The organism is Pseudomonas sp. FME51 (assembly GCF_014897305.1).
Genome location: NZ_JABUYN010000007.1, coordinates 175,173 through 192,296 on the forward strand (window position 1 = coordinate 175,173; position 17,124 = coordinate 192,296).

The window sequence follows — 17,124 nt, forward strand, 5'->3', positions numbered from 1 at the left end:
CGGCTCGTCCCCCTCCCTACTGAAGACTGACCCATGCCCCTCGACCTGACCGATCGTCGTCAGGCCTGGCTGGCCCTGAGCATGCTCGATGGGCTGGGACCGGCTGCGCGACGACATCTGCTCGACCATATTGCCGATCCGCCCGAGTTGTTTGCAGCCGACCTGTTGACGCTCGGTGGGCTGGGTTTCAATAAACGCATTCAGGATGCCATTCTGCAATGCCAGCAGGGCACCAGTGCGGTGCTGGAACGTGTCGAGCAGTGTCTGACATGGTTGCAGCAGTCCGATTGCCACTTGCTGACGTTCGACGGCCCCGACTATCCGCCGCTGCTGCGTGAAATCACCGATCCGCCACTGGTGCTGTTTGTGCGGGGTAATCCGGGGCTGCTGACTGACCCACAGATCGCCATGGTGGGCACCCGCAATCCGGGTCCCCAGGGCGCAACCACTGCCCGCGCCTTTGCGCGCAGCTTTACCCAGAGCGGTCTGCTGGTGACCAGCGGCATGGCGCTGGGCATCGATGGGGCTTGTCATCAGGGCGCGTTGGACGCCGGTGGGCAAACCATTGCAGTCTGGGGCACTGGGTTGGATAACTGTTATCCACGACGGCACCGCCAGCTGGCAGAGCATATTCTGGACGCCGGTGGCGCACTGGTGTCCGAGCAGCCGCCGTCCACCAGTCCGCACGCCGGGCTATTTCCCCTGCGTAACCGCATCATCAGTGGCCTGAGCCTGGGTACACTGGTGGTCGAGGCGAGTCTCAATAGCGGCTCGCTGATCACCGCCCGGTTGGCTATGGAGCAGAACCGCGAGGTGTTTGCCATGCCCGGTTCGATCCACAACCCGCAGGCGCGTGGTTGTCATCGACTGCTGCGCGACGGCGCTACCCTGGTGGAAACCGTGCAGGATATTTTCAACGTGCTGCAGGTGCCGCTGCGCGACGCCATTGCTACCGCAGAACGGTCTGCAGAACCCGAGCAGGTCAGGCATCCGCTGTGGCGTTGGCTGGGGTATGAGGCGGTGACTGCAGATTGGCTGGCAACGCAGAGCAATCTGCCGATTCATCAGGTATTGCAGGGGCTGATGGAGCTTGAGCTGAGCGGTCATGTGCAGCACACCCCCCATGGATATTCGCGCCGGGCTGATTTCTGCCCGCCCTGAAACAATGGACCTCAGGTTTTTCCGAGCTCCCCTTGAGCCTGACCGCTGGCTCGGCTAATGTCGCCTCTCGCAAACCAAAGAGGTGCACTATGCTGGCGGGCTGGCGGGTGAGGCAGGTACAGAGAATTCTGCAGGCCGGGGGTGTTATCGCCTACCCGACCGAGGCGGTATGGGGGTTGGGTTGCAGTCCCTGGAAGCCTGAAGCGGTGGAGCGTCTGCTGTTACTCAAGCAGCGTCCGGTGGAAAAAGGCTTGATTCTGGTCGCCGGAAGCATGGACCAGTTCGAATTTCTGCTGTGGGATCTACCGCACAGCCAACTGGCCAAACTGCAGCTCTCCTGGCCGGGTCCCAATACCTGGCTGGTGCCGCACCAGGGCCGGCTGCCGCCGTGGATCACCGGCGATCATGCTACCGTTGCCCTGCGCGTCAGCGATCACCCACAGATCCGTCAGATGTGTGCCATCACCGGCCCGCTCATATCGACTTCATGCAACCCTGCCGGACGCCCACCCGCCCGTACACGGCTGCGTGTAGAGCAGTATTTCCATGGTTATCTGGATGACATAGTGCCCGGCGTTCTGGGGCAGCAGCGCAACCCCAGTATCATCAGAGACCTGCAAACCGATACCGTCATTCGCTCAGCCTGAGAGGTTCAGATCCTACAATGAAATCCATCCCCGATGCCGCTGATGTGGCTGCGGTAAAAGACTATCTGATGAACCTGCAGGACCGTATCTGTACAGCCCTGGAGCAGACAGACGGCGCTGCTCGGTTTATCGAGGACAGCTGGAACCGCCCTGGCGGCGGTGGCGGGCGTTCGCGGATCATCGAGAACGGTGCGTTGCTGGAAAAGGGCGGTGTCGGCTTTTCCCATGTGTTTGGTGACGGCATGCCGCCCTCGGCCACGGCCCATCGTCCGGAGCTGGCGGGGCGCAGCTTTCAGGCCATGGGTGTCTCGCTGGTGATGCATCCCGAGAACCCCCATGTGCCGACTTCCCATGCCAACGTACGCTTTTTTGTCGCCGAAAAAGACGGCGCCGAGCCGGTCTGGTGGTTCGGCGGTGGTTTCGACCTCACGCCCTATTACGCGACCGAGGAAGACTGCATCCACTGGCACCGCGTCGCCCGTGATGTCTGTGCGCCCTTCGGTGAAGACGTCTATCCTCGGTACAAGAAGTGGTGCGATGAATACTTCTATCTCAAGCACCGCGACGAAGCGCGTGGAATTGGTGGCTTGTTCTTTGATGACTTGAACGAATGGGGCTTCGAACGCTGTTTCGAGTTCATGCGTGCCATCGGTGATGCCTATGTTGAAGCCTATTTGCCGATCATCGAGCGCCGCCGAGCCACGCCCTGGACTGAACAGCAGAAGGCCTTTCAGGAGTACCGTCGCGGCCGGTACGTGGAGTTCAATCTGGTCTGGGACCGGGGTACCTTATTTGGGCTGCAGTCGGGCGGACGCACCGAGTCGATTCTCATGTCGCTGCCACCGACCGTACGCTGGGGCTACAACTGGCAGCCCGAACCAGGCAGTGAAGAAGCACGCTTGGTAGAGGAGTTTTTGCTACCACGCGACTGGCTGAAGGAGGTCAACTGATGGACCGTTATGCGGTGATCGGTAATCCGATCGCTCACAGCAAATCGCCGTTGATCCATGGCATGTTCGCCCGGCAGACCGGCGAAGACCTGGCGTACGAGGCATTGCTGGCACCACTGGATGATTTTGCCGGCACCCTGCGCGGTTTCCTCGATGAAGGTCTGGGCGTGAACATCACCGTGCCCTTCAAGGAACAGGCCTGGGCGTTGGTCGACAAGCATACAGCCGCTGCTGAACGGGCCGGGGCGGTCAATACCATCAAGCGTATGGCTGACGGAAGCCTGCTGGGCGATAACACCGATGGCAAGGGCCTGGTGCGGGATATCCAGCACAATGCAGGCCTGGCGCTGGCCGGTATGCGGATTCTGCTGGTGGGCGCGGGTGGTGCCGCACGCGGTGTCATTCAGCCGTTGCTGGAAGCCGGTCCGGCGCAATTGTGCGTGGTCAACCGTACGGTGGAAAAGGCCGAACAAATGGCCATGCTGTTCAAGGAGCAGGGGCCGATCAGCGCAGCGGGGTTCGAGTGGATCGAGGAGCCGGTGGACCTGATCATCAACGCCACCTCCGCCAGCCTGGACGGCAAACTGCCGCCTATCTCTCCCACCCTGATCCGTCCCGGACATACCTGGTGCTACGACATGATGTATGCCAGCGAGGCGACGGTATTCAATCGCTGGGCAGCGGAACAGGGTGCGGCGCGCTGCATTGATGGCCTGGGCATGTTGGTCGAACAGGCCGCAGAAGCCTTCGCCCTGTGGCGCGGCGTACGCCCGGATACTTCTCAGGTACTGGCCGCACTGCGCCAGAACTGATTACCACGCTGCCTCGCCAGATCGGAGTGCGGCCTATGGCAACAGTGCCCCAGGCCGCGCTTTGCTACAGGCTCCAGCTCAGCAGGATCTTTCCCTTGTGCGCGCCAGCATCCATGAGACGATGCGCCTCGATGATCTCACTGGCGGGCAGCACCGTCTCGATAATCGGGCTGATCACGCCTTGCTCCAACAGGGGCCAGACGTGGGAATGGAGTTCGCGGGACAATTCACCCTTGAACTCCACCGAGCGCGGGCGCAGCGTGGAGCCGGTGATGGTGACGCGGCGGCGCAGGATATCACTCAGGGGGATGGTTGCCTCTGCGCCTTTTTGCAGCGCAATGATCACGATTCGGCCATCATCAGCAGCGCAAGCCAGTTCTTTCGGCAGGTAATCACCGCCTACCATATCGAGAATGACATCGACGCCCACGCCATCGGTCAGCGCGGTGATCGCCGTCGCAAAATCTTCTTCGCGGTAATTGATCGCCCTGGTTGCGCCGAGCGCTTCACAGAACTCACATTTCTCCCGAGATCCTGCCGTAGCGAATACCTTGTGCCCACGCTGAACTGCCAGTTGAATAGCCACGGTGCCTATCCCGCTGCTGCCACCATGAACCAGCAGGGTTTCTTCCTTGCCCTTGGGGCCACGGCCCAAGGCACCGCGCTCGAACACATTGCTCCAGACGGTATAGAAGGTTTCCGGCAGCGCGGCGGCCTGAACATGATCAAAGCCCGCCGGATGTGGTAGGCACTGGGCAATGGGCGCCACGCAATATTCCGCATAGCCGCCGCCCTGCAGCAGTGCGCAGACCGCATCCCCTTGCGCTAACCTCAGGTAGTTCGAGGGGTGGCTCAGATCGCCGGCAATGATTTCTCCAGAAACCTCGAGACCGGGAATATCGGTTACACCTGGCGGCACCGGATAATTGCCCTTGCGCTGGGCGATATCGGGACGGTTGATGCCAAACGCCGAAACGCGAATCAGCACCTCGCCCTGGCCCGGTACAGGTACCGGGCGGCGGGTGAGGCGTAACACATCAGGTCCACCCGGTTCGGTTATTTCAATCGCTTGCATTTCCATGCACTACTCCAGATGCCACAGTGGATACTGTAATGAGCTCCATCGATCAGGCTGCTTGCCGCCGAGAGATGATATAGCGGCGCAGTGCAAAGATGAACGAGCCTGCCGTCAGTGCAATGAAGAACCAGGTAATCGGTCCCCGAACGAAGATGGAAAGGTCATTGGCGCCGATCAACAGGGAGCGTCGCAGGTTATCTTCGAACATGGGTCCAAGAATGAAGCCGATCAGGAATGGCGCAGCCGCGATTCCTACTCTGTTGAAGATATAACCCAGCACACCGAACACCAGCATCAAGCCGATATCGAAGGTGTCGTTATTCACCGCATAGGCCCCGTACACACAGAACATCAGCACGATCGGGAAGAGAATCGCCTTGGGGATATCGGCAATCAACGAGAAGTATTTGATTGCTGCACGGCCTATCCCGAACAGGAATACCGAGCTGAGCATGATGCCAATGAACAGCGCATAGATCAGCGTCATGTTTTCCTGGAACATGACCGGCCCCGGACTCAAGCCGTGGACCATGAAGGCGCCCAGGATGATGGCAGTGATCACGTCTCCTGGAATACCCAGGGACAGCAAGGGGATCAATGTGGCTCCCGCCACGCCATTATTGCCGGCCTCCGCTGCTGCCACACCCTCTATTTCACCCTTGCCGAAGTTATCCTTGTTCGGAGAGCGGCGGCGTGCCTCGCCATAGGAAATGAAGGACGCTGCCGTCGCTCCCGTGCCGGGAATAGCCCCGATAACCACCCCGATCAGGCTGCCGCGAACAATACTTTTCAGGCAACGCTTGAGCTCGGCAAAGCTCAGGCCAATCCCTTCGGCCTTGATTTTTATATGGGGCTTGGCCTTCTTGAAATAGAACTCCATGATTTCCGGGATGGCGAACAGCCCTATCAGCAACGGAATAAAGGGGATGCCGTCCATCAGGTTATAGTTTTCGAACGTCAGGCGCTGAGTGCCATAGACCATGTCCAGACTGACAGTGGACAACAGTATGCCCAGACAAGCGGCAATCAGCCCCTTGATAACCGAGTCACCCGCCACGGAAATGATGACGGTCAGGGAAAAGCAGATCAGCCAGAAAAACTCCGGAGGACCGAAGTTGAGGGCGATCTTGGCCAGATAGGCGGCGAAGAAAATCAACGCTATGTTTGAGATGAAGTCGGCAATGACCGAGGAATAGAGTGCGGTCTGGAGAGCCTTTTTTGCATGACCCTGCTGCGCCAGCGGGTAACCATCCAGAAGCGTGCAGGCGGACGCTGGCGATCCCGGTGTGCGAATCAGAATTGCCGTGATCGAGCCGCCAAACATGCCGCCTTTGTAGATACCGACGAGCAGCAGAATGGCAGTGATCGGTTCCATCGAGAAGGTGAAAGGCAATGCCAGAGCAACAGCCATGGTCGCCGTCAAACCCGGTATCGCACCGATCACTACGCCAAGGAATACCCCAACGCCAATGGCGATGAAGTTTTCGATGCTGAAAAAGATAGCGAGTATTTCAGAAATATTTTCCATATAACCCCCAGCAGAATAAAGGTTTATTACCTGCTGTCAGAGAAAAAGTAACGGCAGAGGCACATTCATGACGTTGATGAAGATGAACGCAACGAGAGCGGGAAGCACAATGGCCAGCGTATACAGCCACCATGTCCTGACCGGGTGGGCGACGAAGAGAATGAGGGTCGCCAGAATACCCGCGATGATTGCGCCGAGCGCTTCAAAGCACAGTAGATATATGGCCAGCGCCACGACCATTGCACCCCAGCGCAGCAGGGGTGCACGCTCCTCCTGACTTGCTTGCTCGGTACTGACCTTGCCGAACACGCCATCGAACGCCAGCAACAGAGAAAAAACCACCGTTAGCCACCCTACGATGCCAGGCAGAAATCGGGGTGACATCATGGGGTTTTGCAGAAATGGGGGTTCCTGGATGTGATTGGGTACCAGGTATAAAACAAAAAACAACGAACAGACGAAAATCACCAAGCCGATGACGACGTTGCTCATATTAGCTGGCCGGACAGCCGCTTTCTCATCACGCTCTACTTTCATGGCACCCGACCTCGAAGCGTCTTGACGGATAGAACGACACGAAGCGAGGCATGCCTCGCTTCGTGTCGTGTCGTGTTGTTTATGTTTTCAGTTTGTAAGTTGTGCCTGCGCTGCGACTTTCTTCCAGCGCTGCACTTCATCGGCGATAAAGGCTTTGAACTCTTCATCGGCCTGCTGGCCTGGTTCGGCACCCAATTGGGCAATGAAAGAAAGGAAATCTTCTTCTTTCATGATCTTATCCAGCGCCGCATGGACTCGCTCGACGGCGACATCGGGGAGTGAATTGTGCGCAATCAGGCCGAACCATGCAGTCGCATTGAAGCCTTCCAGATTGTACTCACCGATTTCATCCAGTGTAGGGACATCCGGCAGGTATTCGGAACGTGTTTGTGAGGTGACTGCCAGCGCCCGCAGGCTGCCGGATTGAATGTGGGACAAGACTGTCGGCATGTTTTCGAAGGAAACATCCACGTCGCCACTCAACAGAGCCGGCAGCGCTTCACCGCTACCCCTGAACGGGACATGGGTCATTTTGGTTTCAGTCAGACTTTTGAACAGTTCGCCGGACATATGGATGGAACTGCCTACACCGCTGGAGCTGAAGGTTTTGCCTTCCTTGCGGGCAGCTTCGACAAATTCTTGTACCGTTTGATACGGGCTGTCGGCAGGGACAACCATCACATTGGGGATGTCGATGATGTTCTGGATGAAGGTGAAGTCTTCCGTGGGGTTATAACGCAGTCCGGGATAGATAGCAGCGCCAATGGTATGTCCTGGTGAGGCCATGAGCAGAGTGTGGTCTGAGTCACGCCCGCCACGGGCCAGGCGGCCAGTGCCTGTGGTGGAGCCGGCACCAGGTCTGTTTTCTACCACCACATTGCCCAGCTCACGCTGCAGTAGCTCTGCTACGCGGCGAGATAGCACGTCGGTAGTGCCGCCGGCAGCATAAGGTACGACCATACGAATTGTATCTGTTGGCCAGTCGTCCTTGGCTTGAACGCTGGCAGACATCAGAGGCAGAGCCAGCGCACTACTCAAAGCAGTTGCCAGTGTCACACGGAGTAATTTTTTCATTTTTTTATACCTTTCTGAACTGTTTGCAATATGAGTTCGCGAAACATACCGCGACAGGCTATGTAAATGCGCAACCCGGGGCCCGAGCTTGATTTGCTTACAGAGTAGTAAGGTCTCAAAGGCCTCTCCAAGGTTTAGAAGCCCTCGCGGGAGATTCAACCAGAGATATGAAACCCAATTGTTCGTCATGCGAACAATTGGGTTGTATGCGAACAATCTAGCGTAAGAATAGATCTTGCGTCAAACGCGAATGCGCTCGATGCCCAGCGCCAAGCGCGGACCCAAAAGTTGCATATCCATGATTAACAAGGGGTTAGCGGTAGCAGGAGGCATCGGAAGCAGAATTGAAAGGGCGCGGCTACTACCAAGGTCTGGCTAGGAGTCGCGCAAAGGGAGTGGGGTGCACCTGTCCTATGACACCGTTCAGTACCGGCTCACGTCTTGCGCGGCACCAGCAGCGCCAGCATGAACAACCCGGCCGCGCTCACCACAATCGACGGGCCGGCAGGTGTGTCCAGGTTCCATGACATGGCCAGTCCGCCGAGCACGGCCAGACACCCCAGAAAGCTGGCGCCGACGGCCATCTGTTCAGGGGTGCGTGCATGGCGCTGAGCGGCAGCCGGCGGAATGATCAGTAGCGACGTGATCAACAACACGCCGACCACTTTCATCGCCACGGCGATGACAATGGCAATCAGCAGCATCAGGGCCAGCCGGATTGCGCTCACCGGCAGGCCTTCGACTCGGGCCAGTTCCTCGTGCACGGTCACTGACAGCAGTCGCCGCCAGAGCCAGACCATGAGCGCCATCACCAGCACCAGTCCGCCGAGCATCCAGGCCAGATCCGTTGAGGTGATCGCCAGCAGGTCGCCGAACAGGTAGGCCAGCAGGTCCACCCGCACATTGTCGGTCAACGCCAGCACCACGATCCCGAGTGACAAGGTGCTATGCGCCAGAATGCCCAGCAGAGTGTCGCTGGCCAGCCATTTTCGGTTCTGCATGGCGACCAGCAGCACCGCGAGCAACACGCAACCAGCGGTTACCGCGAGGGTCAGGTTGATCTGCAGCAGCATGCCCAGGGCCACGCCGAGCAGCGCAGAGTGAGCCAGAGTGTCGCCGAAATAGGCCATGCGCCGCCAGACCACGAATGAACCCAGAGGACCAGCCACCAACGCCAGCGCGAGGCCCGCAAGTAACGCGTAAAGAAGAAAATCAGGCATGGTTGCAGGCAGATCCGTCCGGGTGGTTATGGGGAGTATCGATGACTTCGCCGTGCATGTCGTGGCTGTGGTCATGCTGGTGGTTGTAGATTGCCAATGCGCTGGCCTGCTCGCCGAACAGGGCGACGAAGGCAGGGTCGGCACTGACCTGTTCAGGGCGACCGGAGCAGCAGATATGGCGGTTAAGGCAGACCACGGTATTGGTGGTCGCCATGACCAGGTGCAAATCATGGGACACCATCAATACCCCGCAGCCGTAACGGTCACGCAGGCGGGTGATCAGCTGGTACAGCTCGATCTGACCATTGACATCTACACCCTGCACCGGCTCGTCGAGCACCAGCAGATCGGGTTGGCGGAGCAATGCCCGTGCCAGCAGAATACGTTGCTGTTCACCGCCGGAAACCTGCTGCAAGGGTCGCTGCGCCAGATGCGCCGCGCCGACTTCTTCCAGTGCCTGTAGCGCCGCCGGTCGCTTGACCCCCGGGGCCAGCAGCAGGAAACGCAGCACGCTCAACGGCAGAGTCGCATCCACTTGCAGCTTCTGCGGCATATAGCCGACGCGCAACCGCGGCTGGAGATGAACTTCGCCGCTGTCCACCTTGAGCAGACCCAGCACGATACGCACCAGACTGGTCTTGCCGGCGCCGTTGGGGCCGATCAGGGTAACGATTTCACCGCGTCGAACCTGCAAGGAAATGTCCTCCAGAATGGCATTGCCATGGCGCTGCAGGGCGACATTGCTCAGGCTCAGCAAGATGTCGCTCATGCGGCCTCCTGACAATGCGCGCATACACCGGCTATTTCCACGGTTTCGGCTTCCACGACAAAGCCCATTTGCTGGGCGATATCGGCAATAGTCGGCTGGAGCAGCGTCTGATCAAGCTCTATTGCTACCCGGCATGTGCGACAGATGAGGAAATGGCCCTGATGCACATGCTCTGGATTGGCGCAGCCGATAAACGCATTCAATGAGGCGATTCTGTGTACCAGACCTTGTTCCTGCAGAAAGTCCAGCGCGCGGTATACGGTTGGCGGTGCCGGGCGACGGTCGTCCTCACGTGTCAGCGTATCCAGCAGATCATAGGCGCCCAGGGGGCGATGACTCTGCCAGACCAGTTCCAGCACGCGTTTGCGCAAGGTGGTCAATCGCGCGCCGGCCCGCTCACAGACAAGCTCGGCGGCTGTCAGTGCGTCGCTGACGCATTGGCTGTGGTCATGCGGGCAATGGGGATCTTCCAGAATAGCGGGTTGGTTCATCTCGTACCTATAGCGGATTTTGGAAAACGGCTGTTATTATATAACAATTCTTCCGCCCCGAGGTATCATCGATGTTGCTGCGCTTTCTGTTTGTTCTGGCCTGTGGACTGGGGGTGTCCGCATCTGCCATGGCCGCGACGCCCAGTGTGTTGACCACCATCAAGCCCGTGCAACTGATCGCTGCCGCCGTGCTTGAGGGTGTCGCTGAGCCTGATGTGCTGCTGCCGCCGGGCGCCTCACCACACAATTACGCGTTGCGTCCCTCGGACCGTCGGCGGATTGTCAACGCTGACCGTCTCTACTGGGTCGGCCCGGATCTGGAGCGCTTTCTGCAACAGCTGCTCGACAGCCAACTCAGCGCACGGCGCCTGGATGAAGTGCCGGAACTGACCCTCCGTCGCTTCGATGATGAGCATGCTGAACACAGTCATGACGACCACCAAGCCCATGAGTCTGAGCCTGAGCATGACGAACATGAACATGAACATGAACATGAACATGAACCGGGCACTCTCGACCCGCATATCTGGCTATCGGTGCGCAATGCGCAGCATATTGCTCTGTGGATGGCGACGGACCTGGCTGAAGTGTACCCCGAGCATGGCGAACGTCTGCAGCGTAACGCTGCAGACTTCGTCCAGCGCCTTGACCATTTACATGAGCGCCAGCGCCAGCGTCTGCAGCCACTGGCTGACAAGCCCTACTTCGTCTTCCATGATGCCTATGGCTATCTGCAAGACAGTCTCGGCATCCACCCGCGAGGGGTGTTCACCCTATCCGAAGAAATCCAGCCCGGCGCCAGGCATGTCAACACGCTGCGCCAGCAGCTCACTGCTGCTGGCCCCACCTGCGTGTTCCGTGAGCCGCAATTCCCGGCGCGACGAGTAGAAAGCCTTACCGCCGGCTTGCCGGTGCGCAGTGCGGAACTGGATCCGCTGGGCATGGATATAACGCCCGACGCCCGAGGTTATGAAACCTTGCTGGAGACACTAGGCGACACGCTGGCCAACTGTCTGGAAGAGCTCTGATTGAAAAAATTGTCAGCCAAAAAACTCGTTAAAATCGGCAAAATCCGAAAACAGAGGCTCAAGTCCCGCCGGTGCGTGCCGACACAGGGGTAAGCACCGGCCTTCTGTCATCATGAATCGGAATCCTTTCAATAAAAACCTCCGACAGCCCAGCCATTTGCCGTCGTGCACATTTTATCGAATCGAAAGGAACCCTTCAGATGAACCTGCGAAATATATCCATCGCCACCAGGTTGGCCGCCGGCTTTGCGGTTATGGCCCTCATTGTATTGCTGCTCGGTATTCTGTCATTGCAGGAAACCAGCCGCATTCGAGACCAGACGGTTGAAATTGAAAAGCGCTGGTTGCCGAGCCTGCAGCAGCTGGCCAGTATCAATCAGGATTTCATGCGTTATCGTATTTTTACTCTTCGCACCATGCTGGAGGATGATGCACGGAAAATTCATCAGCAGCGGCAGCAACTGGCTGATCTGGAGAGCAGTCTTGGCGTAGCCGAAACCGCTTATGCGGCGCTGGTCAATGATCCGGCCCGCGCACGTGCCTTCGAGGATTTCCGCAACCAGCGCCAGAAATACATGACCACAGCCGGCCAATTGCCTGGCTTGCTGGACAGCGGCGATCAGCAGGCGGCCTTACGCATCCTCGACACTCAGCTTAACCCCATAGCTGACGCTGCCACTGCGAATCTGATCAACCTGGAGCAGTTGATTGTCGCTGCGGCGGATACCGCAGTTGGTCGTGCTGAGCAAAGTTATTCATCCGCCGTCCGCCAGGTGATCCTGGCCATCATCGGCTCTGCCGGTCTGACGTTGTTGCTGGCCTGGGTATTGACTCGCAGCATCATAGGGCCGATCCGCCTGGCGGTTGCGGCCAGTGAAGTGATCGCCACCGGCAATCTGACTCAGAGTATCGAGGTGACCGGCAAGGATGAAGCGTCCCGCCTGCTGAGGGCGCTGTCGAGCATGCAACTGCAGCTGCGCTCCACCATCCAGGGCATCGCCAACTCGTCATCCCAGCTGGCCTCGGCGGCTGAAGAGTTGAACGCGGTGACCGAAGATTCGACCCGCAGCCTGCAGCGGCAGAACGACGAGATTCAGCAGGCCGCTACGGCGATCAATGAAATGAGCGCCGCCGTGGAAGAAGTCGCCCGCAACGCGGTATACACCTCGGAACAATCGCAGAGTACGGCCATCAGCGCCCATGAGGGCAACAGCCAGGTGAGCCACACGCTGACCGCCATCGAGCAGTTGTCTGCAACCATCCATTCCACTTCCGGTGAAGTACAGGAGCTGGCGGACAAGGCGCAGCGTATCAGTAGCGTGCTGGATGTGATCCGTGCTGTGGCTGATCAGACCAATCTGCTGGCGCTCAACGCTGCCATCGAAGCAGCCCGAGCCGGTGAGCATGGCCGCGGTTTTGCTGTGGTCGCCGACGAGGTGCGGGCCCTCGCCCATCGCACTCAACAATCGACTGCCGAGATCGAGGAGATGATCAGCAATATTCAACAGGGTACTGAACGTACCGTAGCCGCCATGGAAATCAGCAATACCATGGCGTCCGGTACGCAAGAGCAGTCACAGAAGGCCAGTGAGGCGTTCGCCAGGGTGTCCACGGCGGTGAATGAAATCAACGAACGCAACCTGGTGATCGCCAGCGCCGCAGAGGAGCAGGCTCAGGTAGCTCAGGAAGTGGATCGCAATCTGGTGAACATTCGCGACCTGTCGACCCAGTCTGCTGCCGGAGCGGAACAGACCAGTGCCTCCAGCCGCGAACTGTCGCGTCTGGCAGTGGAGCTCAACGAGCTGGTGACCCGTTTTCAGACCTGAGTGCCATGTCTCAGAGACTATTGCTCACATGCCCACCATCCACGTTGATGATGGTGCCGGTAATGAATGAGCCGGCTTCGCTGGCGAGTAACAGCAGCGGGCCGTCCAGTTCGTCGAGCTGGCCCAGCCGGCGCATGGGTACCTTGCTGCGGATATAGTCCTGACCCTGAGGGGTATCGAAGTAATCGCCGTTCATGTCGGTGCGGAAATAGCCGGGGGCAATGGCATTGACGCGGATATTGTTGCGCGCCAGTTCCAGAGCCATTGCCTTGGTCAGCTGCACTATGCCCGCCTTGGCCACGGCATAATGACTCAGGGCGGTGCCCACGCGCAGTCCGAGAATGGAGGCGATATTGATCACGCAGCCGCCCCGTTCGCTCCTGGCCATGGCCAGGCTGGCGCGGTGAGCTACTCGCCAGGCGCCATCCAGATTGGTATCGATCATGCTGCGCCAGTTGCCTTCGGTCATGTTCAGAAACATCACCGGATCGGCAATGCCGGCGTTATTGACGACGATGTCCACCAAGCCCCACTGCTGCTCGGCCTGTTCGAAACCGCGATCGACACTGTCCGCATCGGTGACATCCATGGATACCGCCAACGCTTGGTGACCCAGGGTCTGCAGCTCAGTGGTCAGCGCCTCCAGCCGTTCGAGACGGCGTGCGGCGAGCACGACCCGTGCGCCGGCAGCGGCCAGTACACGTGCGAAATGGGCGCCGAGGCCGCTGGATGCACCGGTTACCAGAGCTGTTTTGCCCGTCAGATCAAAGCGTTGTTGGTTCATTTCGAGTTCCCTGTCAGTTACTGAGCATCGGAGAAGACCCGAGTATCAAGGATTAACGCCACAGGCTCCAGCCCGCATAGATCACTCTGCCGTCATGCGCTGACCCACGGCTGGCGCTACACTATGGCCACCGCATGGTCATGGAGACGCTCATCTGATGCACATCAACCCCCGGTTGCAGCCACCCGGCGGCGAGGAACTGTTGGCCTGGCTGCGTCACTATCGTCTTGCCTGGCTCAGCGGAGATCTGGTGGCGGGTGTGGTCACGGCCATCATGATCATTCCACAGAGCATGGCCTATGCCATGCTGGCCGGTCTGCCAGTGCAGATCGGGCTGTATGCCAGTCTGCTGCCGCTGATCGGTTATGCCCTGTTCGGCACCAGCATGAGCATGTCGGTCGGCCCGGTGGCGGTGACCGCGCTGATGACCGCTGCTCTGCTGGCGCCGCTGGCCAGTATCGGCAGTGAACATTATCTTCAGCTGGCCATCTGGTTGGCATTGTTGTCCGGTGCCATGCTGTTCGTGCTCGGCCTGCTGCGCATGGGCTTTCTCGCCAACTTTCTCAGCCATCCGGTAATCAGCGGTTTCATCAGTGGCGCCTCCATTCTGATCATGTTCAGTCAGTTGCCGCATCTGCTCGGCCTGGCCAGCCTGCCGACATCTCCGGCCCAGTTGCTGGCAGCATGGACGTCGGTCAACAGTCTGGTGCTGAGCATGGGGTTGGTGGCGCTGACCTGGTTGTTGTATGCCCGCAGCCGGCTGGCCGGGCATCTGCAGCGGTTTGGTATTGGCGCATCCGCCGCCCGCTTGCTGGCGCGGTTGGCGCCCATTCTGGTGGTGCTGCTCGGGCTGCTGGTCACTATCGTTTGGGATCTGGGCGCGCTTGGAGTGCCGGTGGTGGGCAGCCTGCCGGCGGGATTGCCATCATTGGTATGGAGCTCCCCGGATCTGTCCACTTTGCAGGCGCTGCTGCTGCCCGCCGCCTTGATCAGCTTGGTGAGCTTTGTCGAAAGTGTCTCCATCGCCCAGTCGCTGGCGCGGCGCAAGCGCCAGAGTATCAATCCTGATCGCGAACTGCTGGCACTGGGGACGGCCAATGTGGGTGCGGCGCTGACCGGTGGCTTTGCGGTCTGTGGGGGTTTCTCACGTTCGGGGGTAAACGTTGAAGCGGGTGCCAACACCCCGTTGGCCGGTGTGGTTTCCGCCCTGGTGATCGGTCTTATTCTGCTGACCATCGCGCCGCTGTTCGCCTGGCTGCCCTTGGTGGTGCTGGCGGTGGTGATTCTGGTGGCGGTGGTGCCCTTGATCGATATCACTGCCCTGAAACGCGCCTGGCGTTATGACCGCCGTGAGGGGCTGACCCTGGTCTCTACCGCCGTGGGCGTACTGCTGCTGGGGATCGAAGGCGGTATAGTGCTGGGGGTCGGTCTGTCGATCGTCACTCAGTTGTGGCGTGGCAGCCGCCCCCATGTAGCTGTGGTCGGTCGGGTGCCAGGAACGCACTACTTTCGCAATACTCAGCGCCACTTGGTGGAAACCGAGCCGCAACTACTGGCTATCCGCATTGATGAAAATATCTTCTTCGCCAATACCAAGGCGATTGAACGGGCGATTCTGCAGTCCCTGCGTGACTACCCCGATACCCGCGAGCTGCTGCTGATCTTGTCAGCGGTCAACCATATCGATAGCACCGGGCTGGATATGCTGCTTGAGCTGAGCCAGGGCCTGCGTGAGCGCAACATCCAGATCCATCTGGCAGAGGTCAAAGGACCGGTAATGGATCAGCTGGAGCAGACGGATTGGATCAGCGAGCAGGTCACCGAGATATTCCCCAGCACGCATATCGCCTTCAATACCTTGAGTGGTCTCAAGCGGCCATTGCCGGAAGCGGACGCAGAGCTCTCTCCCAAAACAGCTTGAAACTATTGGCTACTGGTATTTTACCGGCGCGCCCGTTATATAACGTGGCGCGGCAGCCTGGGCTGCCTCCGAGATAACATCAAACAAGGAGTAAAGCGTGAACAAATCCGTGATAGCCGGGGTACTGAGCGCGGCTCTGCTGAGCCTCAGCCTGAGCGCACAGGCTGTATCGCCTGAAGAACAGATCGAACTGCGCAAAGCCGGCTACAGCTATATGTCCTGGAACATGGGCAAGATCAAGGCACAGGTCATCGACCAGAGCGTCGCCTACAATCAAACTCAGGTCGCTGCCGCTGCCAACACCATTGCCGCCATCGCCAATTCAGGGATGGGTGCGCTGTACGGGCCGGGTACTGACAAGCAGGTCGGCGCTCAGACCACTCGCGTCAAACCAGAGATGTTCGACAACTTCGATGACGTTGCAACGATTTCCGCCCGCCTGAGCGAAACCACGGGCAACCTGGCGTCTGCAGCTGCCAGCGATGATCAGGCGGCTATTCGAGTGGCTTTCGGTGAAGTCGGTCAGACCTGCAAATCCTGCCACGACAAGTATCGGCAGAAATAAGGTCGGCGCTGTGCGGGTATTCCCCGCACAGGCTTACCAGGCCGGGGCAGGCGCTGGAGCTGGCGCCGGAATCCAGCTGCCATTGGCCGCCCACACCACGGCTGCAGCTATCAGCAATGTCACTATAAAGGCAACCCACCCGCCACCACACGGCTTCTCTGTTGTCTTGTGCGCATCAACCTGGCCATGGATCATCGGCCCTAACAGCTGTTTGCCGCGCACGCGATAAATAACAATCGCCAACACGTGCAGTCCGACCAGCAGATACATCCACCATTCGGTCTGACGGTGCCAGCTACTCAAGGTTGCCACTGTGCTGGAAGAGACCGCTCGGGTCAGCGGGCCACTAAAGGCGATGTCATCGCTGGCGAACAGGCCGCTGATGGCCTGAAAGGCAAACAGGCCCAGCAAGGCATACACTGACAATGCACCGAGCGGATTGTGCCCGAGACCCTGCCACTGTCCACGGTAATAACGACCGATGGCCGCAGGCGATGGGAAGAAGCTGGTAAAGCGTGAATGCGTGGAACCCAGCACGCCCCAGACCAGACGGAAAGCCATCAGCCCGACCACGGCCAGGCCGAAGCGGGCGTGCCATTCCATCCAGTTACCATCGAGGTTGATGGTGACCAGTGCACCGGCCACTGCCAACACCAGCAACCAGTGAAATAACCGCAAAGGCAGATCCCAGACTGTAATCCGCACAGCGACAACGCTCCTTGAAAGAATAAAG

Annotated in this window: 17 protein-coding genes and 1 pseudogene; 9 read left to right on the forward strand and 9 right to left on the reverse strand. The window is 59.0% G+C overall.

The window, feature by feature from the left end:
* The first annotated feature begins 33 nt into the window (after nt 1-33).
* The 4 genes from dprA (at nt 34) to aroE (ending at nt 3,570) form a co-directional block, all read left to right on the forward strand.
* On the forward strand, nt 34-1,161 hold the full coding sequence (gene dprA, locus INT39_RS13975; protein ID WP_193074597.1) for a DNA-processing protein DprA: 1,128 nt from the start codon (nt 34-36) through the stop codon (nt 1,159-1,161).
* Between the two features lie 89 nt (nt 1,162-1,250).
* Nucleotides 1,251-1,808, forward strand: a complete 558-nt coding sequence (locus INT39_RS13980) for an L-threonylcarbamoyladenylate synthase (protein WP_193074598.1) — start codon at nt 1,251-1,253, stop codon at nt 1,806-1,808.
* Nucleotides 1,809-1,825: 17 nt separating this feature from the next.
* Nucleotides 1,826-2,758 carry an oxygen-dependent coproporphyrinogen oxidase gene (gene hemF / locus INT39_RS13985; RefSeq protein WP_193074599.1) on the forward strand — a complete coding sequence of 311 codons (933 nt, stop codon included), beginning with the start codon at nt 1,826-1,828 and terminating at the stop codon, nt 2,756-2,758.
* Nucleotides 2,758-3,570: a shikimate dehydrogenase gene (gene aroE, locus INT39_RS13990; RefSeq protein WP_193074600.1), complete on the forward strand. Its 813-nt coding sequence runs from the start codon at nt 2,758-2,760 to the stop codon at nt 3,568-3,570. The genes hemF and aroE overlap by 1 nt, the downstream gene beginning before the upstream one ends.
* Before the next feature lie 64 nt (nt 3,571-3,634).
* Here aroE and INT39_RS13995 read toward each other — a convergent pair whose 3' ends face one another.
* The 7 genes from INT39_RS13995 to INT39_RS14025 form a co-directional block, all read right to left on the reverse strand.
* Nucleotides 3,635-4,651 (reverse strand): NAD(P)H-quinone oxidoreductase, encoded by a 1,017-nt coding sequence (locus tag INT39_RS13995; RefSeq protein ID WP_226944787.1) that lies wholly within the window; start codon nt 4,649-4,651, stop codon nt 3,635-3,637.
* Nucleotides 4,652-4,697: 46 nt separating this feature from the next.
* Nucleotides 4,698-6,176, reverse strand: a complete 1,479-nt coding sequence (locus tag INT39_RS14000) for a tripartite tricarboxylate transporter permease (RefSeq protein WP_193074601.1) — start codon at nt 6,174-6,176, stop codon at nt 4,698-4,700.
* A gap of 36 nt (nt 6,177-6,212) precedes the next feature.
* Nucleotides 6,213-6,713 carry a tripartite tricarboxylate transporter TctB family protein gene (locus INT39_RS14005; protein WP_193074602.1) on the reverse strand — a complete coding sequence of 167 codons (501 nt, stop codon included), beginning with the start codon at nt 6,711-6,713 and terminating at the stop codon, nt 6,213-6,215.
* 87 nt (nt 6,714-6,800) lie between these two features.
* The gene (locus INT39_RS14010; RefSeq protein WP_193074603.1) at nt 6,801-7,787 is read right to left on the reverse strand and encodes a Bug family tripartite tricarboxylate transporter substrate binding protein; all 987 of its coding nucleotides are present in this window, start codon (nt 7,785-7,787) and stop codon (nt 6,801-6,803) included.
* 434 nt (nt 7,788-8,221) lie between these two features.
* Nucleotides 8,222-9,007, reverse strand: coding sequence for a zinc ABC transporter permease subunit ZnuB (znuB, locus tag INT39_RS14015; protein WP_193074604.1), 786 nt, complete (start codon nt 9,005-9,007; stop codon nt 8,222-8,224).
* On the reverse strand, nt 9,000-9,776 hold the full coding sequence (znuC, locus tag INT39_RS14020; protein WP_193074605.1) for a zinc ABC transporter ATP-binding protein ZnuC: 777 nt from the start codon (nt 9,774-9,776) through the stop codon (nt 9,000-9,002). Before znuC ends, znuB begins: the two co-directional genes overlap by 8 nt.
* Nucleotides 9,773-10,267 (reverse strand): Fur family transcriptional regulator, encoded by a 495-nt coding sequence (locus INT39_RS14025; protein WP_193074606.1) that lies wholly within the window; start codon nt 10,265-10,267, stop codon nt 9,773-9,775. The genes znuC and INT39_RS14025 overlap by 4 nt, the downstream gene beginning before the upstream one ends.
* Nucleotides 10,268-10,338: 71 nt before the next feature.
* Here INT39_RS14025 and znuA point away from each other — a divergent pair, with 71 nt between their 5' ends.
* The 3 genes and pseudogenes from znuA (at nt 10,339) to INT39_RS23015 (ending at nt 13,121) form a co-directional block, all read left to right on the forward strand.
* Nucleotides 10,339-11,295 carry a zinc ABC transporter substrate-binding protein ZnuA gene (znuA, locus tag INT39_RS14030; RefSeq protein ID WP_193074607.1) on the forward strand — a complete coding sequence of 319 codons (957 nt, stop codon included), beginning with the start codon at nt 10,339-10,341 and terminating at the stop codon, nt 11,293-11,295.
* 200 nt (nt 11,296-11,495) lie between these two features.
* Nucleotides 11,496-12,215, forward strand: a pseudogene (locus tag INT39_RS23010) (MCP four helix bundle domain-containing protein); the annotation flags it as partial.
* A 201-nt stretch (nt 12,216-12,416) separates the two neighbouring features.
* Nucleotides 12,417-13,121 (forward strand): methyl-accepting chemotaxis protein, encoded by a 705-nt coding sequence (locus INT39_RS23015; protein WP_413468930.1) that lies wholly within the window; start codon nt 12,417-12,419, stop codon nt 13,119-13,121.
* A gap of 10 nt (nt 13,122-13,131) precedes the next feature.
* Here INT39_RS23015 and INT39_RS14040 read toward each other — a convergent pair whose 3' ends face one another.
* On the reverse strand, nt 13,132-13,905 hold the full coding sequence (locus INT39_RS14040; protein WP_193074609.1) for an SDR family NAD(P)-dependent oxidoreductase: 774 nt from the start codon (nt 13,903-13,905) through the stop codon (nt 13,132-13,134).
* 157 nt (nt 13,906-14,062) lie between these two features.
* Between INT39_RS14040 and INT39_RS14045 the strand changes: the two genes are divergently transcribed.
* The gene (locus INT39_RS14045; RefSeq protein WP_193074610.1) at nt 14,063-15,826 is read left to right on the forward strand and encodes a SulP family inorganic anion transporter; all 1,764 of its coding nucleotides are present in this window, start codon (nt 14,063-14,065) and stop codon (nt 15,824-15,826) included.
* A gap of 97 nt (nt 15,827-15,923) precedes the next feature.
* A complete protein-coding gene (locus tag INT39_RS14050; RefSeq protein ID WP_193074611.1) occupies nt 15,924-16,391 on the forward strand; it encodes a c-type cytochrome in 468 nt (155 codons plus the stop codon).
* A 33-nt stretch (nt 16,392-16,424) separates the two neighbouring features.
* Here the strand turns inward: INT39_RS14050 and INT39_RS14055 are convergent, their stop codons facing one another.
* Complete coding sequence (locus INT39_RS14055; protein WP_319021364.1) at nt 16,425-17,096, reverse strand: cytochrome b/b6 domain-containing protein; 672 nt, start codon at nt 17,094-17,096, stop codon at nt 16,425-16,427.
* Nucleotides 17,097-17,124: the final 28 nt, after the last annotated feature.